This is a genomic window from Mesobacillus jeotgali, from assembly GCF_002874535.1.
Classification (GTDB): Bacteria; Bacillota; Bacilli; order Bacillales; family Cytobacillaceae; genus Mesobacillus; species Mesobacillus jeotgali.
The window spans coordinates 2,065,968-2,088,998 of record NZ_CP025025.1; the positions used below are offsets into that span (position 1 = coordinate 2,065,968).

23 protein-coding genes are annotated in these 23,031 nt (G+C 41.0%); 22 read left to right on the forward strand and 1 reads right to left on the reverse strand.

The window, feature by feature from the left end:
- Positions 1–22 precede the first annotated feature (22 nt).
- The 20 genes from CD004_RS10475 to CD004_RS10570 all read left to right on the forward strand — a co-directional run bounded on the left by CD004_RS10475 (position 23) and on the right by CD004_RS10570 (position 19,080).
- Positions 23–436 (forward strand): DUF4181 domain-containing protein, encoded by a 414-nt coding sequence (locus CD004_RS10475; protein ID WP_102262708.1) that lies wholly within the window; start codon positions 23–25, stop codon positions 434–436.
- Positions 437–641: 205 nt separating this feature from the next.
- Complete coding sequence (locus CD004_RS10480; RefSeq protein ID WP_102262709.1) at positions 642–1,301, forward strand: hypothetical protein; 660 nt, start codon at positions 642–644, stop codon at positions 1,299–1,301.
- Positions 1,302–1,758: 457 nt separating this feature from the next.
- The gene (locus CD004_RS10485) at positions 1,759–2,577 is read left to right on the forward strand and encodes an SDR family NAD(P)-dependent oxidoreductase (protein WP_102262710.1); all 819 of its coding nucleotides are present in this window, start codon (positions 1,759–1,761) and stop codon (positions 2,575–2,577) included.
- Positions 2,578–2,588: 11 nt separating this feature from the next.
- The gene (locus tag CD004_RS10490; protein WP_102262711.1) at positions 2,589–3,635 is read left to right on the forward strand and encodes a ketopantoate reductase family protein; all 1,047 of its coding nucleotides are present in this window, start codon (positions 2,589–2,591) and stop codon (positions 3,633–3,635) included.
- Complete coding sequence (locus tag CD004_RS10495) at positions 3,626–4,285, forward strand: GntR family transcriptional regulator (protein WP_102262712.1); 660 nt, start codon at positions 3,626–3,628, stop codon at positions 4,283–4,285. The genes CD004_RS10490 and CD004_RS10495 overlap by 10 nt, the downstream gene beginning before the upstream one ends.
- Before the next feature lie 13 nt (positions 4,286–4,298).
- Positions 4,299–5,315, forward strand: a complete 1,017-nt coding sequence (locus CD004_RS10500; protein ID WP_102265067.1) for an ABC transporter ATP-binding protein — start codon at positions 4,299–4,301, stop codon at positions 5,313–5,315.
- Positions 5,269–6,264: an ABC transporter ATP-binding protein gene (locus tag CD004_RS10505; RefSeq protein WP_102262713.1), complete on the forward strand. Its 996-nt coding sequence runs from the start codon at positions 5,269–5,271 to the stop codon at positions 6,262–6,264. The genes CD004_RS10500 and CD004_RS10505 overlap by 47 nt, the downstream gene beginning before the upstream one ends.
- A 19-nt stretch (positions 6,265–6,283) precedes the next feature.
- Entirely contained in the window at positions 6,284–7,297 is a 1,014-nt protein-coding gene (locus CD004_RS10510; RefSeq protein ID WP_052442108.1) for an ABC transporter permease, read from the forward strand.
- A 15-nt stretch (positions 7,298–7,312) separates the two neighbouring features.
- Entirely contained in the window at positions 7,313–8,131 is an 819-nt protein-coding gene (gene nikC / locus CD004_RS10515; RefSeq protein ID WP_102262714.1) for a nickel transporter permease, read from the forward strand.
- 82 nt (positions 8,132–8,213) lie between these two features.
- A complete protein-coding gene (locus tag CD004_RS10520; RefSeq protein ID WP_102262715.1) occupies positions 8,214–9,854 on the forward strand; it encodes an ABC transporter substrate-binding protein in 1,641 nt (546 codons plus the stop codon).
- Positions 9,855–10,022: 168 nt separating this feature from the next.
- Positions 10,023–11,360 carry an amidase gene (locus CD004_RS10525; protein ID WP_102262716.1) on the forward strand — a complete coding sequence of 446 codons (1,338 nt, stop codon included), beginning with the start codon at positions 10,023–10,025 and terminating at the stop codon, positions 11,358–11,360.
- Positions 11,353–12,492, forward strand: coding sequence for a M20 family metallopeptidase (locus CD004_RS10530; protein ID WP_102262717.1), 1,140 nt, complete (start codon positions 11,353–11,355; stop codon positions 12,490–12,492). Before CD004_RS10525 ends, CD004_RS10530 begins: the two co-directional genes overlap by 8 nt.
- Before the next feature lie 15 nt (positions 12,493–12,507).
- A complete protein-coding gene (locus CD004_RS10535) occupies positions 12,508–13,233 on the forward strand; it encodes a creatininase family protein (protein ID WP_102262718.1) in 726 nt (241 codons plus the stop codon).
- Positions 13,234–13,246: 13 nt separating this feature from the next.
- Positions 13,247–14,491, forward strand: a complete 1,245-nt coding sequence (locus CD004_RS10540; RefSeq protein WP_158651535.1) for a hypothetical protein — start codon at positions 13,247–13,249, stop codon at positions 14,489–14,491.
- Positions 14,492–14,565: 74 nt separating this feature from the next.
- Positions 14,566–15,138, forward strand: coding sequence for a GNAT family N-acetyltransferase (locus CD004_RS10545; RefSeq protein WP_102262720.1), 573 nt, complete (start codon positions 14,566–14,568; stop codon positions 15,136–15,138).
- Positions 15,131–16,879, forward strand: coding sequence for a M28 family peptidase (locus CD004_RS10550; protein WP_233434990.1), 1,749 nt, complete (start codon positions 15,131–15,133; stop codon positions 16,877–16,879). Before CD004_RS10545 ends, CD004_RS10550 begins: the two co-directional genes overlap by 8 nt.
- Entirely contained in the window at positions 16,866–17,603 is a 738-nt protein-coding gene (locus CD004_RS10555; RefSeq protein WP_102262721.1) for an SDR family oxidoreductase, read from the forward strand. Before CD004_RS10550 ends, CD004_RS10555 begins: the two co-directional genes overlap by 14 nt.
- Before the next feature lie 195 nt (positions 17,604–17,798).
- The gene (locus CD004_RS10560; RefSeq protein ID WP_102262722.1) at positions 17,799–18,062 is read left to right on the forward strand and encodes a hypothetical protein; all 264 of its coding nucleotides are present in this window, start codon (positions 17,799–17,801) and stop codon (positions 18,060–18,062) included.
- A 179-nt stretch (positions 18,063–18,241) separates the two neighbouring features.
- On the forward strand, positions 18,242–18,622 hold the full coding sequence (locus CD004_RS10565) for a hypothetical protein (protein ID WP_233434991.1): 381 nt from the start codon (positions 18,242–18,244) through the stop codon (positions 18,620–18,622).
- Positions 18,619–19,080: a hypothetical protein gene (locus CD004_RS10570; protein ID WP_102262724.1), complete on the forward strand. Its 462-nt coding sequence runs from the start codon at positions 18,619–18,621 to the stop codon at positions 19,078–19,080. Before CD004_RS10565 ends, CD004_RS10570 begins: the two co-directional genes overlap by 4 nt.
- A 104-nt stretch (positions 19,081–19,184) precedes the next feature.
- On the opposite strand, the gene CD004_RS10575 is transcribed toward CD004_RS10570, so the two are convergent.
- Positions 19,185–20,825 carry a sensor domain-containing diguanylate cyclase gene (locus CD004_RS10575; protein WP_102262725.1) on the reverse strand — a complete coding sequence of 547 codons (1,641 nt, stop codon included), beginning with the start codon at positions 20,823–20,825 and terminating at the stop codon, positions 19,185–19,187.
- A gap of 427 nt (positions 20,826–21,252) precedes the next feature.
- On the opposite strand from CD004_RS10575, the gene CD004_RS10580 reads away from it, so the two are divergent.
- Together CD004_RS10580 and CD004_RS10585 are read left to right on the forward strand one after the other, a co-directional pair.
- The gene (locus CD004_RS10580) at positions 21,253–22,062 is read left to right on the forward strand and encodes an IclR family transcriptional regulator (RefSeq protein ID WP_102262726.1); all 810 of its coding nucleotides are present in this window, start codon (positions 21,253–21,255) and stop codon (positions 22,060–22,062) included.
- A gap of 14 nt (positions 22,063–22,076) precedes the next feature.
- A complete protein-coding gene (locus CD004_RS10585; protein WP_102262727.1) occupies positions 22,077–23,030 on the forward strand; it encodes a S66 peptidase family protein in 954 nt (317 codons plus the stop codon).
- The last annotated feature ends 1 nt before the right edge of the window (position 23,031 follow it).

Consider the following 23,031-nt stretch of genomic DNA (forward strand, 5'->3'; position numbering starts at 1 on the left):
GTAAAATAAAAATGAGGCGAGAATGAACATGCTGTGGAAGTTTTTATTACTAGCTGCTTTTATGATATCAGTGATTACATTCGTTAAATTTGTAATAAGAAAAACGTTAAAAATTCCAAAGGTGAAAAAGGCATTTTTTTCTTACAATCATATTAATGATATACATAGAAAAATAGACTGGGCTGTGAGAATTACCGCACTGCTCATTAATGTCTTTTTGATTCATCATGTGATGTTCGAAGGATTTTCAATTAATCTATTTCTTATATTGCTGGCTTTATTATTTACCTCCGAAAACTTTGTCCGTGCATTTTTTGAATGGAAATTTTCAGAAGATCCTAAGCAATCGATTTTGTCACTTGCTGAAGGAATCATCTTCATTACGATTGTAGTGGTTATCATTCAATTTGATGTATTGTATCTAGTCATAAAATGATAAGAAGAAGCAATGAGAGGAAAGAAGATCTCACTTTTACTGTTCTTTTTATAATCTTCTCGAGGAAGGGAAGGAATACTTAGTTACCTTTCCTGGGATCAAAAATAATGAAGAGAGCGAATATATATACCTTTAGTCCATTAGGTCTACCGGTAGGAACGCATAAAGATGGAATTAATTTTTTTCAAAATGGTGGTGGTTCTTTATGATAAAAGATAAAAGAAACTTTGTCATTGCTATTATTCTGTTTCTTTTTTCGATGGCATTGAATTTTCCTTTTCCTCATGAATATCCAATTGGGCAGGATGTTTTCTCTGCGTTAAATATCCCTCTTAAATCAATCAACGGATTACATTATGTAGGGATAACTTCCTTAACTCTACTAATAATTAGTCTTTATTTCCTGGGGCAATCACTTGAAATGTATCATAATAGAATGATCTTAATTGCAATTTTGCTTGCGTTCTTCCTTCCGGTGGAACTTGTCGGTGCTTACCAAAAAACATTCGCCTCAGGTATTAATGCTGTTCACTATGACCGGGAAAACAGCCACTGCCGCTTCGAAATGAAAAATGACACCACATTGTCCGCTTCATGCGATCTGCCATTTGAAAATTACGATAATGAAACCGTCCAATTCAACATTGAATTCTATGAAAAATACCTATTCGAAGATGAAACACCACTGCTTTCCCTGATGAATGAAGGAGGTCCATATAAAGTAATGCTAAATGGGAAAGAGAGTGAAGTAGTAACCATTGAAACCGAGATCAATCTTTCCAAATTAGAAGTAGGCTCAATGAGTGGGGAAGCTTGGGCGGTTAATGTCATGATTAAAGATAAGGGGAAAGTTAGGAAGTTGTGAGGAGCAATAGTACTTAGCACACATTCATTCGATTGAATGTGTGCTATTTTTTTTGCAAAGAAAAGCAGAAAAATGTCATTTATTGTAGCGATTTATAAGAAAATCGAATGGTGCTCGCGAGTGAGGATCCACTACGGATCAACTACCATTTAATGATTTAGATGGAAAGCTACAAAAAAATTTATCCAAATTTTGTTTTCCTAAAGAAGATGATAATTTATACGTATATTTGTATAAAAATAATAATTTTATCTTTTAAATTATTGATTTTACCGGATTAAAGCAAAAACAAAATTATTTTACGATAATTAGAAGTTTAGTCATTTACAATGCTATTTTTATACGACTATAGCTTTGTATTTTAAATATTATAAATATTCTAAAAATAATCTTTACAAACTTTTTAGCCTGTTATATAGTGTTACCAATATCCAGGACCAAGCAAAGGGGTGGTATTTTGAATCAAAGTGTTAACAGTTTACAATCGACATTTTTTACAGAAAAAGTTGTTCTGGTAACTGGTGCAGCGCATGGAATTGGCAAAGGAATCTGCGAAGCATTCCTCAAGCACGGAGCAACAGTAATTGGTACAGACATATTGGATCAAGAACTTGCGGAAGTGAAAACAGAGCTTAATGAGTGGCTTGATATTAATAAGGAATCTAACCGTTTTGATACATATACATGCGACATCACAGAAGTGGAAAGTGTGAAAGAGTTAGTGGATTTCACGATCCAAAAATTTAATAAGATCGATATATTGGTAAACAATGCTGGAGGTGTATGTGGACAAATTCATCAACCAGTAGAAGAAGTAACGCCTGATCAATGGAGAAAGATATTTGCTGTAAATCTGGATGCGGCATTTTATACAACAAAGGAAGTTGCTCCTTACATGAAAAAGCAGAATTATGGACGGATCATTAATATCTCAAGTGGAGCAGGGCGCAGCACTAGTCTGACTGGAATCCAGGCATATGCCAGTGCAAAGGCTGGACAGATTGGTTTCACAAGGCAAATGGCTCAAGAACTTGGTCCCTTTGGAATAACGGTTAATAACGTAGCACCTGGATTCGTAATATCGAATCCGTCAACAAAGAAGCAGTGGGAAAGAATGACGATAGAGGAGCAAGCAAATCTGGTCAAATCAATCTCGGTTAAGCGACTTGGAGAACCTGAAGATATTGCTCATCCGGTTTTGTTTTTTGCCTCAGACTTTGCAAGCTATGTGAGCGGCCAAACCATTTCAGCGGATGGCGGACAACAACTTTTTTAAGGAGGAGTCGAATGGAAATCACAGTGATTGGTGCAGGCGCGATTGGTGGTGTGCTAGGAGCTCATCTTGTGAGAGCGGGCAACAAAATAACTTTTTGCGATAAAGATTTGGACCACGTTCATGTCATGAATAGCCACGGTCTTAGAATTGAGGGGCCTGATGAAACCTTTACCGTTAAATGTAATGCCTATACACCCGAACAACTAGTTAAAATAAAGCCAGTTCTGGATACGGTGTTCCTCTGTGTTAAGGCACAGCATACAAAAGAAGCACTCATTCCATTTTTGCATCTCATTGGAGAAGAAACAAAAGTCGTTTCCTTCCAAAATGGGCTATGTGAAAAAGAGATTGCCAGTCTTATAGGAAGAGAAAAAACGATTGGCTGCTTTGTTAACTTTTCAGCAGACTATTTGGAACCGGGCAGGATCCTTTATGGCGGAGTCGCAGCGCTCTACCTTGGGGAATTGGATGGGAAAATCAGTCAGCGAGTCATTGGTTTGCAAAAGGTTCTCGAATGCTGGGGGCCAGCTCAGGTTACGGATAACATCTGGGGCTATCTCTGGGGGAAAATGTCCTACGCTGGACTTTTATACGCGACGGCTTTAGTTGATGAAACAATGGCGGCTGTTGTAAGGAAATTGGACCTTAGGGACACATTAATGGAGCTTTGCTCTGAAATACTGGAGGTTGCAGATAAAGAAGGAGTCAAGCCAATCGGTTTTGATGATTGGGTCCCTGGGCTTGTATACCCTAGAGAGACTCGAGATCAGCAACTTCTCGATAATCAGCTGGAAAAGCTCGCACAAAGAATGGCGGCAAACAAGAAAACTAAAAGTGGTATCTGGAGAGACCTAGCTGTCAGAAAAAGAAAAACAGAGATTGATTCACAGCTAGTCCCCATTTTAGAAATGGGAGCAAACCATCAAGTTCCAATGCCGTTGACCGAAATGCTTGTGAGTCTTATTAAAGAAATTGAAATCGGTTCAGCTCAAATGGATTGGGACCACTTATATAAATTAAAAGGACTATACGAAAACGGAGAAAAAATATGCAGTTAAATCATGAAAATCTTTCTGATCATGTAGCGAAAATCATTAGGAAAATGATTCTGAATGGATCCTTGAAGCCTGGCGAAAAAGTGAACCAAGCCCAGCTTGCTGAAAGTCTTAATATTTCACGTGGCCCGATAAGAGAAGCTCTGAGATTACTTCAAAATGAAGGGTTAATCAAACATGAAACTAATAAGGGAACTCATGTTACGACACTTTCTTCTCAGGATGCATATGAGATATATACACTTAGGGCTTTACTGGAAGCAAAAGCTGCAAGCCTCGCAATCCCCAATTTAATAGATAAGGATTTTAGCAGACTTGAACTGCTCCTGGAAGAATTCAAGAATGCTATGGATGAGAGGGACTTAGAAACGGAAGCAAGATGTGATATTAACTTTCATAGCTTGATCGTCAGTGCTTCCCGGCATAAAAGACTGATCCACATGCATCAGCAGTTGGACACACAAGTAGGAGCCATGTTCTTAACTGTAGCAAATAAGCTTCCTGCGAGAGCTGCGCTTGTTGTGGAAAACCACAGGAAATTGCTAGATGCTTTGAAATCAAGGGATGCAGATAGAGTCAGCAGGGAGTTTTCAGATCATTATGTTCACGCACTGAAAGAACTAAAAGAGGTAAAAGGCCTCCTGACAATATAAAGGTGGTGTTTATATGTTACTAGAACTGAATGACGTGTCACTATCTCTTAAAAGAGATGGGAAATATGTGAAAATCTTAGACGGGATTTCTCTTCAGGTTAATAAAGGAGAGACAGTAGGCATTGTTGGTGAGTCAGGCTGTGGGAAAAGCATGACAGCATTATCAGTTATGCGCCTTTTACCTGAAAAAGCTAAGCTAGAGGGTTTAATCCAACTTGAAAAAGAAAATATAACTTCTTATTCGAAAAGAAAAATGGAAAAAATCAGAGGCGATAAAATGGCAATGATTTTCCAGGATCCGCTGACGTCTTTGAACCCTCTTCATTCTGTAGGCAGACAGATTGAAGAAACACTTATTCTTCATACAGATTTAAATAAGGAGCAGCGAAAACGTAGAGTGATTGAGCTTTTGAACGAAGTAGGATTGCCCAGAGCAGAGGAAATTGCTTCGGAATATCCTCATCAGTTATCTGGCGGGATGAGACAGAGAATCATGATAGCTGTCGCCATGGCATGCAACCCCAGTCTATTGATATGTGATGAACCAACGACTGCTCTTGATGTAACCGTTCAAGCACAAATCCTCGATTTAATGAACCATCTTAAAGATGTTAACGAAATGGGAATTATTATGATCACCCATGATCTCGGTGTAGTCGCAGAGGTTTGCGACCGTGTTGTTGTTATGTATGCCGGCAAAATTGTAGAGCAAGCCGAGGTTAAAGAATTATTCATTAATCCAAAGCATCCCTATACAAAAGGACTTCTTGAATCAATACCTAAACTTGGAGTTAAAAAAGCAAAGCTTGGATCCATTCCTGGGATGGTTCCCTCACCAGATAAAATGCCGAACGGCTGTCGTTTCTATGATCGCTGCAGCTCAGCAATAGAAGTATGCAAAGGAACGACACCTCCAATGAGCAGTGTAGGAGAGGACCATACTGCAGCTTGCTGGCTATACGAAGAAAAGGGGGGAGAAATGAATGGCTCTTCTGGAAGTGAAGGACTTGAAGCAACACTTCACAATTAAAAAGGGATTCCTGGGTGAAAAGAAAAAAGTGAAAGCAGTTGATGGAGTAAGCTTTTACATCGAGCAGGGGGAAACGTTAGGGATTGTAGGCGAATCTGGCTGCGGAAAATCAAGTCTGGGCCGTACAATCCTCCAGTTAATAAAGCCAACTTCCGGAGATATCTTCTTCGGTGGAAAAAATATTACCCATCTTCCGAGGAAGGAAATGAAGGAATTGCGGAAGGATATGCAAATTGTCTTCCAGGATCCATATGCGTCATTAAATCCAAGGAGTACTGTTCGTACAATTCTTGAAACTCCGCTCATCGTTCATGGAGTAGGAAATCGACAGGAAAGAAGGAAAGTAGTCGAAGGCCTGATCGATAAAATCGGCATTCGCAAAGACCAGCTTGACCGATTTCCGCACGAATTTTCAGGGGGACAAAGGCAAAGGATCGGCATAGCACGTGCACTCACATTGAATCCGAAATTGATAATAGCAGATGAACCAGTATCAGCGCTTGATGTTTCAGTTCAGTCCCAAGTTCTGAACCTTATGGTGGAATTGCAAAAGGAACTTAATTTAAGCTATATGTTCATTTCTCATGACCTTTCAGTTGTACAGCATATATCCGACAGAGTAGCTGTAATGTATTTAGGAAAAATAGTCGAAATCGCTGATGTCGAAGAATTGTACAGGAATCCGCTGCACCCTTACACAAAGGCACTTCTGACAGCTGTCCCGATTCCAGATCCGACAAAAAAGCGAGACAGAATCATTTTGCAGGGAGACCTGCCAAGCCCAATCAACCCTCCGACAGGCTGTGCATTTCATACACGTTGTCCTGTAGCAACTCCTGAATGTAAAGAGGAATCTCCAGAACTCCGGGAAAAAGCAATGGGTCACTGGGCTTCTTGTATTCATGTACATCCTGAGCAGAGTAAAAAGACAAAGATTAATATTTCTTAACTTAAAGGAGGCGGGGTAGGTGGACGCACTTCGTTACACAGTAAAAAGGATTCTGCTCATGATTCCGATTTTGATTGGTATCAGTATTTTGACGTTCTTTATCTCGAATACGATTCCAGGTGATCCAGCTCGTTTGGCGGCTGGTCCTTATGCAGATGCGAAAGTAATCGAGGAACTGCAAGAAAAAATGGGCCTTAATGATCCTGTTTATGTACAGTATTTCAATTACATGAAGAACTTGCTCCAAGGGGATCTTGGTAACAGTAACTACTCCCATCAGCCAGTAATGGAGGATATCAAACAATATTTTCCGGCAACTCTTGAATTAACATTCTTCTCCATGTTTATCACGATATTAATCGGTATACCTTTAGGTGTCATAAGTGCGAGCAAGAAGGATAAAGTAGCTGACCAATTTGCAAGGGTTATGGCCCTTATAGGTGTGGCGATGCCAGCCTTCTGGCTAGGGATCATATTTCTATTATTCTTCTATCTGAAGCTTGGGGTGCTACCCGGTTCAGGGCGGTTAGATACTGGGCTGGCACCACCGGAGACAATTACCGGAATGTACACGATTGACGCATTGCTTACAGGAAATTGGACAGTGTTTAAATCAGCAGTAATCCATTTAATACTCCCAGGCATAACTCAGGCAGCTGTAACCATCGGAATGATTACAAGAATGACAAGATCATCCATGCTCGAAGTTTTAAGAAGCGATTATATCAGAACCGCCTTTGCAAAAGGTGGGTCAGAAAAGCGAGTACTTTACGGCCATGCATTGAGAAATGGAATGATGCCGATTATGACACTCCTTGGAATGACCTTTGGCCATTCGCTGGGCGGAAGTGTCCTCGTTGAGTCGGTGTTTTCGTGGCCAGGACTCGGGAAGTATGCGGTCAATGCCATTACATATCTGGATTTTCCAGCTGTTATGGCCGTTACGATCCTTATCGCCGTACTCTTCATTCTCGTAAACCTTATTATCGATATACTCTATCAGGTTGTCGATCCTCGACTTAACTATGATTAAAAGGAGGCAGTAAAAGTGGGTAGACGGATTTTACAAAGTCCTTTAACAGTGTTAGGGATTTTCCTGGTAGCAATGATCATTATTCTGGCTATATTCGCACCTTGGATAGCACCTAGGGATCCTCTGGAGGTAAATCTTGGGCAAAAATTGCTGCCGCCAAGTTCAGAGCATTGGTTCGGTACGGATGAAGTAGGTAGAGATATATTAAGCCGAATTATATTTGGAACAAGGATCTCATTAAAGATTGGATTGATGGTCGTTTTAATCTCATTTCCAATCGGTACCATCCTGGGAGCCATCGCAGGTTATGTCGGTGGTATGGTTGACCAGGTCATCATGAGGCTTACTGATATTTTTCTCAGCTTCCCAGGAATCATCCTATCAATGTCCATTGCTGCTGCTCTTGGACCATCAATTGAAAATGTACTACTAGCATTAGCGATCACCTGGTGGCCATGGTACACAAGGATTGTACGCTCATCAGTCCTGTCAATTAAGAGCTCTGAGTTTATCGAATCAGCAAAGGCGATCGGAGCCAACCCTTTTAGGATCATGTTTAAAGAAATCATTCCAAACGCGATTGCTCCAGCAAGTATTCAGGCGAGCCTGGACTTGGGATTCGTTATCCTGGCTGCAGCAGGCCTGAGTTTTATCGGTTTGGGAGCGCAACCTCCATCTCCTGAGTGGGGAGCGATGCTTTCCTCGAGCAGAGAAATCCTTCGGGATGCCTGGTGGGCGGCGACCTTCCCTGGCTTAGCGATCTTGCTGACTGTATTAGGTTTTAACTTATTGGGTGACGGCATGAGGGATTTGCTTGATCCTAAAAATAGGTAATTATAATTCTTTGAAAGGGGTGATTCCTGCTTTTTAAAGCTTTGCAAGTAAAAAAATCCACTAATAATCTGGGGGGAAACAAATGAAGCGGAAGAGTATCTTATTTAAAGTGATGACCATGGCCCTGATTCTGTTACTTGCTTTGACTGGATGTAATAAGTACAACCAAGAAACAACCACTACACCGGCAGAAGGAAAGAAAGAAGAAAAGAACGAGTCGCCAGCAGAAACAAAGGGATCTGGAAATCCAGAAGTCTTCAATTTCGCCACCAACCAGGATATACCTCACCTCGACCCACATGGCACTGCTGCTAACACTTCGTTCCGCGTAACTTATATGCTATATGATCGTCTCGTTACTTATGATGGAACAGACACTGAAGTAAAGCCACAACTTGCAGAAAAATGGGATGTTTCCGATGATGGTTTGACCTACACTTTCTACCTGAACAAGGAAGCAAAATTCCATGATGGTTCTCCAGTCACGGCTGAAGCAGTCCAGTATTCATTCACTCGTGCAATTGATATTGGAAAATCGGCTGCTGGACAATTTAAAAAGGTTATCTCAAAGGATAGCTTCGAGATTGTTGACGACCATACAATAAAGATTACTCTTGAAAAGCCATTTGCACCTTTCATTAAAACACTTGGTACTGTTTTTGCCAATATCGTCAACCCTAAGCTAGCCGATAATCACGGAGATGATTTAGGTGAAAGTTATCTTGCAGATAAGGGATACGGTTCTGGTCCATACATTCTTGAAAGCTGGGATCGCGGCCAGAAGATAGTTTTAAAAGCTAATGAGAATTACTGGGGAGAAGTACCAAAATTAAAAACAGTCAACATTATGATTGTTAACGAACCTTCAACTGCTAGACTCATGCTGGAAAAAGGAGAAGTAGATTTGCTGGATTACTCTATGCTTTCTCCTGATGTAATGAAGCAGATGGAAGGTACAGAAGGAATCGACATCATTACACAGCCTGGATATCAGATTGATGATATCGCCATCAACATGGAAAAGAAGCCTCTTGATAATGTAAAGGTGCGCCAGGCATTGGCACACGCAGTAAACTACGATTCTATCAACAATGATATTCTGCTTGGTGCAGGAAAGCGCATCGGCGGAATCATCCCAGAAGGAATGTTCGGCTATAACTCAGATGTAAAGCAATATGACTTTGACCTTGATAAAGCAAAAGCATTACTTGAAGAAGCAGGAATGGGAGATGGGTTTGAAACGGAAATCCTGATTTCCGAGAACAATGAAGTACGTAAGAATATTGCGGTCCTGATGCAGTCAGACTTTAAAAAGATTGGTGTCGACCTGAAAATTAAGACATTGGCATGGCCAACATTCCTTGAAACTGTTACATCAGGAGGGCATCAATTAGCCCTGGCAGCATGGACACCAGATTACGCTGACCCGGATTACAACCTCTGGTACTTTGCTCATTCTACTAGTAAAGGGCCGGGCTTTAACCTAGCATTCTATGAAAACAGCAAAGTCGATCAGCTATTGGAAGATGGCAGAAAGACAGTCGATGAAGGAAAACGGGAGGAAATCTACAAGGAAATCCAGTCCATCATGAGTGAAGAGGTTCCATATATCTTCCCTGCACAGCGTCTTGTCCAGGCTACTCAAAGGTCTTGGGTGAAGGGTTATGAAATCAATCCAATGAACACATGGTACGTGCCGTTCCAGAAGATGACGAAAGAATAATTCCAGTTAAGCGACCGCAGGACTATATTGTATGCGGTCGTTTTATTCAATCAAATTCGGGAGGAAAGACACTGACGAAATTCGGGTATCCTGAGTCTGGTAAAATTGTCTCCTCTCGGAAACAGCATTGGCGAATAGAATTTATCCTTTACTGGCAATAGGTGATGAATGATGAAAAAGTGGTTTGATTTATCGATTTTAGAAGTTGCTGATTTATACAGGCGCAAGGAAATGTCGCCGGTTGAATTTGTGGCAAGTACTTTCGAAAGGCTTAAGGAAGTTGACTCAGAACTGAACAGTTTCATTACGACATTGGAAACAGAAGCCACACAAGCAGCGAAAGAGGCTGAGGCTGCTTTTTTAAGAAATGAAGTGAAGCATGTTTTATATGGCATTCCATACAGCGTAAAGGATCTTTATTATACACAAGGAGTCAGGACGACGTGCGGGTCCAAGATCCTTAAGGGTTATATCCCTGACAAAACTGCTCCATTGGTATCACGGCTGAAGAATTACGGAGCCATTCTCATTGGTAAAACGAATATGCTGGAGTTTGCCTATGGAATTGTTCACCCGGATTATGGGCAGACAAACAACCCATGGGATGTGAAAAAGACTGCTGGAGGATCTAGCGGCGGTTCTGCTGCATCAGTCGCTGCCGGGATTGGGTTGTTTTCTCTTGGTTCAGATACGGGAGGATCTATAAGAATTCCCGCTTCTTATTGTGGGATTGCAGGGCTTAAACCGACATATGGCTTGCTTCCGCTTGAAGGCATATTTCCATTATCGCCCTCACTCGATCATGCTGGGCCAATGGCAAAAGGTGCGGAAGATTTATTAGTGGTGATGGAGGGACTTGTGCCGGGCTTTCATTCTGCACAACTTCCAAACAATGAAGATACGATCATCGGAATCCTTCCAGCTGAAAAAATGTCAGATGTAACGGAAGAGGTAGCAGGTATTTATAAAGAGGCATTAGAACAGGTGAAGAAAACAGGTTGGACTGTAAAGGAGGTCGAGTTGAAGTATTTTGATTATACAGAAGAAATCGTTATGAACGTGCTTTTACCAGAAGCAGCCTTAATTCATAAGAAATGGCTTCCTAGAAAAGAGGAGTATGCCCCGTTAACATATAAACAACTCGAGGCGGGTCTTGAACATCGGACTCTTGATTATTTGAAAGCAAAAAGAGAGCTAATGAATGCAAGGGAGGATGTGGACCTGGTATTGGAAAATGTTGATTTCCTTCTTATGCCTACGGTTCCTTATCCTGCTCCAGAAGAAGATCCTGCTCTTGAGGAAGATAACGAAATGAAATTTACCGGGTTATTCAATGTTACAGGACATCCAGCTATGACGATTAACGCAGGTTTTACAAAGAATAAGCTCCCCGTTGGACTGCAGCTTGTCGGAAGGCGTTTTGACGACAAAAGACTGATTGATACAGCAGCGAACTTAGGAAAACTGTTGGCCAAATCAATGAAAGGAATCAAAATGAATGTCTGATATTTTAAATTACCTTAAAGAACACGGTAACTCCATCACTGACACTTTGCTTAGGTTGACAAAGGCTGAATCTCCTTCCCATACAAAGGATCTGGTGGATAAGTGCGGTCAAGTTCTGCGAGAGGAATTCGAGAGATTAGTAGGGTGTTCCGTTGAAATGATTGAAAAAACAGAAGTTGGCAATCAATACAAATTTACATATGGAACAGGGGGCGAAGAAGGGCAAATCTTAGTGATTGGCCACATGGACACGGTATGGGATGAGGGGGCATTGCCTACAAGGCAGGAAGGAAAACTGCTTTATGGGCCAGGGGTCTTTGATATGAAAGGAGGCCTTACTATTACACTATGGGCATTAAAGGCATTGAAGGAAACGAGTGCTCAACTTAACAAGAAAATCACCTTCCTGGTAACAACAGATGAAGAAGTTGGCAGTACTCATTCGAAGGAAATCATCCTCAAAGAAGCTGCAAAAAGCTCAGTCGTTTTCGTTCCGGAATCAAGCATTGGACCAGATGGTGCAGTAAAAACCGAAAGAAAAGGTGCCGCGCAGTTCCTCATGAAAGTTGAAGGGATTGCAGCGCATGCTGGGATCAATGCATGGGTTGGTGCCAGTGCAATCGAAGAGCTGGCTTATCAAATCCTAGATTTGAAAAATCTTGAAAATCGTGATGAAGGGATTTCAGTGAATGTAGGGGTAGTGAAAGGCGGTACCCGAGGGAATGTCATTGCCAAGGAAGCTGTAGCAGAAATTGATGTTCGCATCACCAAAAAAGCCCAGGCAGAAAAGATTACAGAAGCAATCTTGAACAGGCCTGTTTTTGTAAAAGGAACAAAGGTCGAGGTTCTTGGGGAAATCGATCGATACCCTCTTGAACGGACGGAGGCTGTGATTCAATTATACGAGGATCTGAAGGGGATTGCTTCATCACACGGATACGATTTGAAAGAAGGATCCTCAGGCGGAGCGAGCGACGGCAACTTTACATCAGGGATAGGCATTCCGACAATCGATGGGCTGGGCCCGCTTGGCGATGGAGCCCACACAGAGAAGGAGCATGTTGATTTATCTAATCTCCCATACAGGGCCGCACTTATGGCTGAAATTATCCAGAGATACGCCAATAAATAAAGGGGGTCTGGCATTATGTACATGATGGATTTAACAGCCTCAAAATTCAAGGAAATCAAATCTTCCATTGACACTGTATTGCTGCCAATTGGAATGATTGAAATGCATGGGCCTCATTGTTCACTTGGAACGGATGTATGGATTCCGCGTGAGTTTGTCCGCCGGCTTGATCAGAGGATTGGAAACCGAGTATTAATGGCTCCGGAAATTGCTTACGGTCATTCATGGGGTCTTGCTCCGTTTGAAGGGACGATTGATATTTCTGCTGAGGCCTTTTCACAGTATGTCTATGAAATTGGAAAAGAGTTTCACCGAAATGGTTTTGAACAGATTGTCCTGTTCAACGGACACGGAGGCAATATCCCAAGCTTGACAACTGTTGCCGAAAAGCTTGCTGACCTTGGGATGAAGGTTTTAACCATCAATTGGTGGGTGGATTACCGTGAACAAATTCTTGAAATCACAAAAGGACCTGGCCATGGTGGTGAAGATGAGACTTCGTTAGTTCTCGCTATTGACGAGAAGCTTGCTGATCCTAGTCTTGCTGGTGACCATCAGGTAAATATGAACCAGAAAATCAAGTACGAAAAATCAGGCAAGGTTTTATTTAAGGATGGCTATCTAGGCAATGCTGGAGCAGCAACAGCCGAAAAAGGCGAAAGGTTATTTGAAATGATGCTGGAACTTGTATTATCCGATATTGAAGATCTATGGAGGGTTGCATATGAATCGGTCAATTAAGGAGGAGAAGAAGATGTTGAGATGGACTGATGAATCAGTTGGAGAAAAAATCGTGGATGTTGTCGTCAGTTTGAATGAACAGGCTCAAAAATTACACAGCCAGGAGGTTGCCACCGCAAGTTACAGTAATCTGAAGCCGACGCTTTCAAGCTTCGATGAAATTGGTGACGCTTTGGATGAAGTAGAAAGTGCACTCAAAACGAAAGAAGGACAGGAAGGAGAATATATGAGAGCAATGGCGAACGGGTTTCGTTATTTTGCCCGAAGCCTGCAGGGTGACAATGTTCCTTATGAAGAGATGATTGCCAACATACAGGAGCTGCCATCCAGCTTGATAACTGACCAACAGCTTGAACATGCCAGGGACTTGGTTGATAAAGGATTATCAGACCTTGGGTACAAAGGAAGTTTATTCGAAAAAGCTACTGCCTGGCGTTCTGATACATTGATTGATCCTGAACAGGTGACAACAGTAGCAGAAAACTTCCGTGAAAAAAGCAAGCAAGGGACTTTGAAAAGGGTGATCGGACTGCCAGAAGAAGATGGAATCGATTGGATCAAGCCAATCAGGGGAGTGTTCTGGAGCGGGTATTCCAAATATACCGGCAGCTATCGCGGAAACTTAACCTTCAATATTGACCGTCCATGGACAGAACCAATTCTTGCACAAATAATGACGCATGAAGGCTATCCTGGACACCAGGCTTTCTATTGCCGGTGGGATTACTTATTCCAGCAGGGAAAGCTTCCACTTGAGGCTTCGTACTATTTAATCAACAGTCCTACCAATGCATTGTTTGAAGGTGGACCTGAAACAGCATTAAGCTTCCTCGGCTGGGATGATGTAGACGAAGAAACACCTGGTATCACGGATGAGCAAAAGCAACAGTATTTGCTCGCAAGAAATTATCTCGATTACCAAAGGATGTTCACCACTAATGCCTGCTTTATGTATAACCTTGGCCAGGTATCAAAGGAGGAAGCAATAGATTATTTAATCAATAAAGGCGGAATCACCGAAATTGAAGCAAACAATGCCTTCCGATTCTTCTCAGATCCTATTCAAAAAACCTATTTCCCTTGTTACTATTATGGCCGCTGGATGGTAGGAAACGCTTATAAAGAAACTCCTAAAGAAAAACGAGAAGAGTATTTCTCCATTCTCTATGACACGCCACATACAACGAAAACCTTTATTAAAGCAATCAGCAATTTAAACGAAAAGGAATTTGATGCTTTTAATACATTTAAACAATAAAAAAGGAAGGTGAGGCTTTTTGAAAGCTTCACCTTCTCTAAAATTTACGAATTCCCCAAAGGGAGATAGTCAACATGATCGAATTGAAATACTTCACAGAAAGTGACATCCCACAACTTATAAGCTGGATTAATAGTCCTGAATTTTTACTGCAATGGAGCGGGACAGGATTTACCTATCCGCTTACTCACCAGCAGCTTATTAAGTATTTGGGTGAAGCAAATAAAGAAGGTTCAGAGATTCAGGCTTTTAAGATTGTTCACGTTGAATCATCGAAGGTAATCGGGCATATTTCGCTTGGTTCAATCAATCCACATAATAGAAATGCGAGAATGTGTCGAGTCCTAATTGGTGATGAGGAGATGAAGGGCAAGGGCTTAGCTCCTTTAATGGTCAATAAGCTTTTAAATATTGCATTTGTAAAATTTGGACTTCATAAGGTGAGCCTTGCTGTATATGATTTCAATACCCCAGCTCTTAAACTCTATCAGAAAATCGGTTTTAGAACAGAGGGTTTGATTAGAGAGGCATCAAGAATTGGGAACGATTATTGGAGTTATTATGAGATGAGTATTTTGGATCGAGAGTGGAGTTCAATATTAAATGGTAATGGGAGGGAGAAACTTGAAAAAGTTGACGGTGACTGAAAGAGAAATAATATCCCATATAGATACAAATCAATTAATGGATTATAACAGGGAAATTGCCAAAGAGGTACGATTATCAGGATCTGAAGAAGAGCTTCGTGCATTCATGTTTGCCCAAAAGACTTTGGAAAGCTTTGGGCTAGATACTGAACTTTTCTTTCACGAAGCGTACATTTCTCTTCCACGTAAAGCTAGCTTAAATATTGGGGATATTGATGTTCCATGTATTACTCATTCAATGGCACCTTCCACCAAAGAGACCGGGATAAGTGGGGACTCCGTTTATGTTGGTGATTATACGGATGATAAGCTTAGTTTTTGCAAGGGGAAAATTTGTGTTGTAGAAGGAATTGCAAGCCCAGAAATTATAGCAAAGCTTAGTGGTGCTGGAACCCTCGCCGCTGTCTTTATAAATGGACCTTATACACATGAAATGATTGTTTCAACTATTTGGGGAAGTCCCACTTCCGAAAATATCTCCCAAATGCCGAAGATTCCTGTTGTTTCGGTAAATGATGACTCTGGTGAAATCCTTAAAAAATTGATTTCCGAAGGGAAGGGCCAGGTAGAACTACATACCGAGGTTGAAACAAAATGGACACCCATCCCAACGTTAATCGCCGACATTAAAGGTACAGAAGAACCGGAGCATTTTGTTTTATTTAGCGGCCATATCGATTCGTGGCATTACGGAGCCATGGATAACGGATCTGCAAATGCTACGATGCTAGAGGTGGCAAGAGTGCTATCAAAATATAAGGAGCAATTTAAACGATCGATCCGTTTGGCTTTTTGGTCTGGACATTCACATGGCAGATATGCTGGTTCACAAGCCTACTGTGATCAGCATTGGGAAGATATACACGAGAATTGCGTAATGCATTTCTATGTTGATTCTGTCGGAGGCAAAGGAGCTACCATCCTGAGCGAAAGTAATTGTATGAGGGAAACTAAGGATATAGCGTCTCTCTATGTAAAGGAGATTGCCGGTCAGGACTTTATTGGGAGCAGGTATGGGAAATATGCAGACCAATCTTTCTGGGGAGCGGGAGTTCCTTCCCTGTTTATGGGAATGTCGGAACAACCGTTATCTAATGACCCGATGTCCCAAAAAGTATTTCAAGTTTTTGCGGGAAAGGAGGCAGGAGGATTCGGTTGGTGGTGGCATACAGTTGAAGACACAATCGATAAAATCGATCCGGCCAATTTAAAGCGCGATTGTGAAATCTATGCTCTATCAATCTTTAAAGTTTTAACCGATCCTATTGTGCCGATCAACCAACTGGCTGCGGTTCAAGAAATTAAAGTTACGATCAAAAAATATCAAGAAACAGCAGGAGATAAAGTGAATCTGGACTTAACCTTGGAACGTTTAAATGAACTGGAAGAAGTAATCATGAAGGTGCAATCTACTTTACCAACTTCGGCACCGTTGGTTGAAGACCAGAAGGAAATTAATAAAAGAATCATGAGAATTTCACGTAGTCTTGTTCCTCTTAATTATGTAAGTACTGATCTTTTCGAGCATGATTCGGCAGTTGGTTTACTGCCAGTTCCCTCGCTCTCGTCAATTAATAGAATGGCTTCCTTAGAGAAGGGTACACATGAGTATTATTTGTTGAACACCTCTATAAACAGGCAGGTTAATAAAGTGAATTATTTTTTGAGAAATGCATTAATAGAAGCTCATAATTTATTTACTTTTAATGAGAAAAGGAGTGGCAATTATGTCGGCAATTAAAAATAAAGTCGTAATTATTACAGGGGCTAGCAGTGGGATTGGTCGTGCTACTGCTGTTAAATTAGCAAGTGAAGGTGCGAAAATTGTTCTTGCTGCAAGAAGGGAAGAACGATTACAAGAGCTTGCCGAGAAAATCCATTCACTTGGCGGCACAGCTGTTTATAAAGTAACAGATGTCACTTCACTGGAGGAGGTTCAAAATTTGTCTGGTTTCGCACTTGAACAGTATGGACAAATCGACGTTCTTTTCAATAATGCTGGAATCATGCCGCTTTCCTATATGAAGAATAATAGAGTGGAAGAATGGAATCAAATGATAGACGTCAACATTAAAGGAGTCTTACACGGTGTGAGCGCCGTCCTTCCCCACATGCTAGAAAGAAACAGTGGACATATCATCACGACATCTTCAGTTGCAGGACATGGAATCTTCCCTTCAGGGACAGTGTATTGTGCAACAAAGTTCGCTGCCAGAGTCATAATGGAGGGCCTTAATAAAGAATTGACCAAATCGGATATCAGGACTACCACAATCTCACCAGGGGTCGTAGATACAGAGCTGGCGGATTTGATTGTTGACCCAGAAGTGAGACCAATCTTTGAGAATCCTGAACTTCCTTCCATCAAAAGCGAGGACATAGCAAATGCAGTCTTTTATGCCTTATCACAGCCAGCCACTGTTTCTGTAAACGAAATTATCATTAGACCGACAAATCAAGGGTGATTTGTTCAAAGCGATCTTCATAAATTAATCAGATATAGATTTATGGCACTCCATAACGTACTTTCTAAAGACATGATTGGGTTTTATCATATAAGGGTTTGGAATATTCGTTTATACGAATATTTCGGTTAACTCGATGTGTTTTGTTCCTTGGTATGGGGAAAAATATCTCCACCATACAAAGGATGTGATAGAATGTTTGTCGAGGGGAAGATTATTTCGGGTGAATTTGATCAAGCCATAAACCAATTTTCTCTGCAGCGGGTTAAAAGCTTTGAAACGCAATCCATTTTCAAAGAGTGCCAGATGGAGGCAGTGTATAATTATTTGAAAAAACACGAAAACGATCCTGATGGGCAAATTATCACACTATATGATCAGATGCCGGTCAGGCTGACACAATCGGAGATCAACCAATTGCTAAGCGACCTTGAGAGAGTTAAGTCGCTATACCAATGAAAAGCAGGTCTAGCTGACTTGCTTTTTTCTATTTCCTACAGGAATATCTGCTATTTCTCCCGAATAGTTAACCAATGAATCTACAATAAGATTTATGATAAGTTAGAGGAGGAAGAAGTCCTATCAAAGCAAAAATAAAACCATTAGTCGGAGGGCTGATATCAGGGGTAGTCCTTGGATTGTTTTTAAAACTTGTCCAATCTATAACAAGCATAAAAGTGTATACCTTATTGCTGAATGTTGATTACATACCGCTCCTAAAGAATTTAAAGTTATCTGAAGCTGTTGAGTTTGGATTGCATATGGTGATCTCAATAGGACTCGGCATAGTTATGAACTTTTACATAATCAAAAAAGGTTTAGGAAAAGAAGCAATACACCGATTTGTCATTAGAGTTAGCTTAATAGTTGGTTTGCTGCTGTTTCCAACAACGCTTCTCTCAGAAAGGACACCACCAATCACAAGTGCATATGCCTTTTTAATTTGGATGGCGGGTCACTGGATTTATGGCTTGGTTTTGGGGAGAGTTTTATCATTTAAGGAAGGAGAGAGGGTTTGAAAAAGAAAAACTTCTATATATTATCTATCGTTATATTTATTTTTCTTATATATGGTGTTGCCAGATGGAACGATTTTCGTGAAAAGAATTTAGCAGATTTGCTAGATACAAGCAAAATTGAAAAAATCTATTATAATCAGCTTCCGATTAAGGATGAAATGGCAGCATATAATCGGCAATTAACGGATGGTCAATCAATTCAGGAACTGATTACTTTCCTAAGCCTATATAAAGTCAAGAAAATCGGCGACCGCGATTTTGTTTCAGAATATCCAGATGAACAATTCCAATTCCAATTGGAATATGAAGACGACCGGGTTACGATGCCTTCGATAATCGAAAGGGATGTACTATTAAATGATATGTATCAATATGAAATCACCAATGGTCCGGTGGATTTTGAATGGCTGGAGGAGTTTTTAGAGAGGAATGGAGAAGAAGTGTCAATCAATGGTTAATTATCCATTTATCTAAAAACCTTTTGAATTCTGAATCAGCACCTGCATATGTAGTTTAGGTAAAAGGAGATAAAATTGCTATGAGCAAACAAAATGCCAGGAGATTACGCTCCTGGCATTTGTTTTTGTTGCTTATTCATATGGAAGGTGAATTTATTTTTACCGGCTCGTTTTGAAACATAGAGTGCCTCGTCGGCATAACTAATGACGGTAAAAGGGTCGATATCATGATCGGGCCATACTGCACCTCCAACGCTGCATCCGACATGAAGCTTTGATTCAGCTATTTCATAAGGTTTGTTTATGTTCGTAATCAGCTTGTTCGCTATTGCGGTAAGCTCATGTTTCTTTGACTCAGTCGTACTGACGACCACAAGAAATTCGTCACCGCCAAGTCTGAAGATAGGATCTTCTTTACGGGTATTTTCGTTCAGTCTGCGAGCCACTTCCTTTAGCAGCTGGTCTCCCGTTTGATGTCCATACGTATCGTTGATTATTTTAAATCCATCCAAATCCAAATATAAAAAGGACAATGAATTTCCTGAAGTTTTCTCCTGTTTTAAAAATTGATCAAGCGCGACACGGTTTCCAAGACCGGTCAGCAGATCATGATGGGCCAGGTTTTCCATTTTGCCCAAACTGGATTCTGTACGTACCAATGTATCAACTAAATCCCTTAAGGAACTGGATAGGAGTTCAAGGTCTTTGATACCTTTTATTAAAGGAATAGTGCTTTCTTTGCCAATTCTTAAACTGTGAGCTGCTCTAGATATCTTTTGTAAAGGATTGGTTATGAAACCGGCAAGAAGCCAGCCAATAATAGCAAAGACAAAAGCAGTTATTGTGCCAAGTTTGATTATAAAAGATTTTAGTTGTTCGACAGGGGCGAAAGCGTTCTCTTCAGGGATTCGGACTATGACCTTCCATCCAAGGCCAGAATAATCTTGATGGCCGTCACCGACTGCAAATCCAGTTAGATAATTTTTTCCGTCCGGCCACTCTTCCACGAGCCAGCTATTGACACCATTCCTTGCCTTATGAACACTCTCAACGTCAAGGACTTTTCCTGTCATACCATCTGGTCCAAGCAGGACCGTACTGTCCAAACCGCTCACCACAAAAACTTCCGCTCCACTCAATTCATCCTTTAATGGTTCCACAATTTCATCCTGTACTTGCCGCGACCATTCCCAGCTGAGATGCGCAGCCAGAACACCAGTGAAATTGCCGTTTTCATCTGTTAACGCTTTGCTGATATCGACAAACTGCATCGGCTCTCCATTTGGATTCGGAAGCAGGTTTGCAAGAAGAACCGCATTATGGACATCGCCAATGAAAGTTCCTTTTTTTCCTTCCTGATAAACAGGACGCTGTGATATGTCAGAGCCTACCAGAATTTTGTCTGATGCTGCGACCACAGTCCCAGCTGAATCAGTCAGGCCAATCCACGAAAATACGGGAATACTGGATTTTAACTGGTCCAGCAATACCTGAGCTGACTGCAGATCTTCTTGGGATTTAATATCTTCTATTTGACTTAGAACCTCAACTTCCCCGATTCGTGACCACATAAACGAATCTAGCTTATCCGCCATATGATAGGCAGTAGAAGACAGACTGTTACCAATCTCTCTTTTGATTGTTACACTTGAATGCTTGCTGATCGTTATACTCAACAGCATCGTTAGCGCAATGATGATGACACCAAAAAATAGAGCCATATACGCTCGAAGGTTGATTTTCATTTAATCTATTCCTTTCACAGAAAAACTAAAAAATCTCTACTTTGTCATATCGACAGATTTCGTCACTTATTTAGACGAGAAATGACAAATTCGAATGGTAAGCAGGGGAGAGGAACATGAAACTAAATAAAGCCAAGCTAAACTGATCGGATCAATCAATAGTATATCTGGTAGTTGCCAATGTTTTTTGATTTATAGGTAAGATATCTTTCAGCTAAGATTTTGCTAAAAAACTGAATATATAAAATATTTTTTAAGAAAACAGTGATGATTCTCCCACTTTAAAAATATACTTTTTTCAAGTGATAAATGGAAAGTGATTTCCGCAGAGTGAAAACTTAGTAATCATCAGGTTAAAAACCCCTTTATCTTATAACTATCGCACTCCTCATAACTGCATTTTTATTTTTCTTAAAAATTCAAGAAAATGAAAGGAGGTACTATTATTCGTACTTCTGCCGAAGACAATAAAAAAGGAATCAGGTCTGTAGAAAGAGCGCTAGAGATTATCGAAACTTTTTCAAATAGGGTACGGGAGCAGACTTTGGTCCAAATCGCCCAAAAGACAGGACTTCCATTAACGACTGTTCATCGCAATGTCCAGACGCTCATGAAGAAGGGTTATTTAGAGCAAGATGAAAGGTCGGGGCTTTATAGGCCTGGGATGCAATTTGTCCGCATAGGCGGAATGATTATCCAGGGGTTTGACCTTGTCCAGAAAGCTACTCCGCATTTACAGCGGCTCGCTAAAATGACGGAAATGAATGTAAACATGAGTGTATATGATAACGGTGAAAGTCTATGTCTGGTCAACATCGAATCCTTTCACAACTTTGGCTTTGAAATCAAAGTTGGACAAAGGCTGCCGATTTATGCCGGGGCGCTTTCAAGGCTCATTCTCGCCTATCTTCCAGAAAGAGAGTTTGAGAGTTTATCAGACACTTTCCAAACCTTTACACCAATCACAATCTCACAAAGAGAAGAACTGAAAAAGAACATAGAGAGTATCCGTATTCATGGATATGCAAAGTCTGAAGGTGAGCTCCAGTTAGGAGCGGTTGCTTATGCTGCTCCAATTTTCAATTATGAAGACAAGCTTGAAGCGGGCATTGCCATCACGGGACCAGAACATTTCTATACAAATAAGGAGAAGCGTGACTTTTATAAAAAAGCCATCCTGCAAACAGCATCTGATATTTCGAAAGATATGGGATACAGGAAGGAATCCCGATTTTAAGAGAGGGGCTCAGTATGGAAAAAGTGAAACCAAAGAGACTTGAAAAAGGGGATACGATCGGTATTGTTGCACCTGCAAGTCCCCACTATAATCGCAGTGACATTTTCCGTGGCATCGAAACTCTCGAAGAATGGGGATATAAAGTCATTGTGGGCAAGAACGTTCATAATAAACATGAGTATTTAGCAGGAACAGATCAGGAGAGAGCGGACGATTTCAATGCTATGTTCGCCAATGAAGATGTGGATGCAGTGTTTGTGACGCATGGAGGCTATGGATCAGCAAGAATGCTAAGGTATATTGATTTTGATCTGGTAAGGCAGAATCCGAAAATTTTTATCGGTTATAGTGACATTACTTCCATCCACCTTGCTATTCAAAAATATACGAATCTCGTATCCTTCCATGGCCCAGGCATGGCTGGATTCAACCCGGAGGAATTATCAGAGTACCGAAGAGAGTATTTGTTTAAAGCAATTGCCCAGCAAGAGCCGATTGGAGAGATCCGAAAGGCGAATGATAAGAAATGGATCAACATGATACGCAAAGGTGATGCTGAAGGCCAACTGACAGGAGGGAATTTAACCTTAGTTTGCGGATCCCTTGGCACACCTTATGAAATCGATACGAAGGGCAAAATTTTGTTTCTTGAAGAGGTTTGGGCTGAACCTTGGAATATCGACCATATGTTCACACATCTCTATAATGCAGGCAAGCTTCAGGAGGCTGCCGGAATTGTGATTGGCGAATGCACCGATTGCGGGCCGAAAAAGCATGACCCAGGTTTCCATGTCACTTTCAGCCTCGAAGATATATTATACGAATTCATTGAACCTCTTGAAATACCAGCTATCCACGGTCTGCCGATCGGGCATACAAAAGAGCTTGCTACGCTGCCGATGGGTGTTGATGCTTATCTTGATGCGACGAATAAGAAATTGTTTGTGACAGAATCAGGTGTCCGCTAGA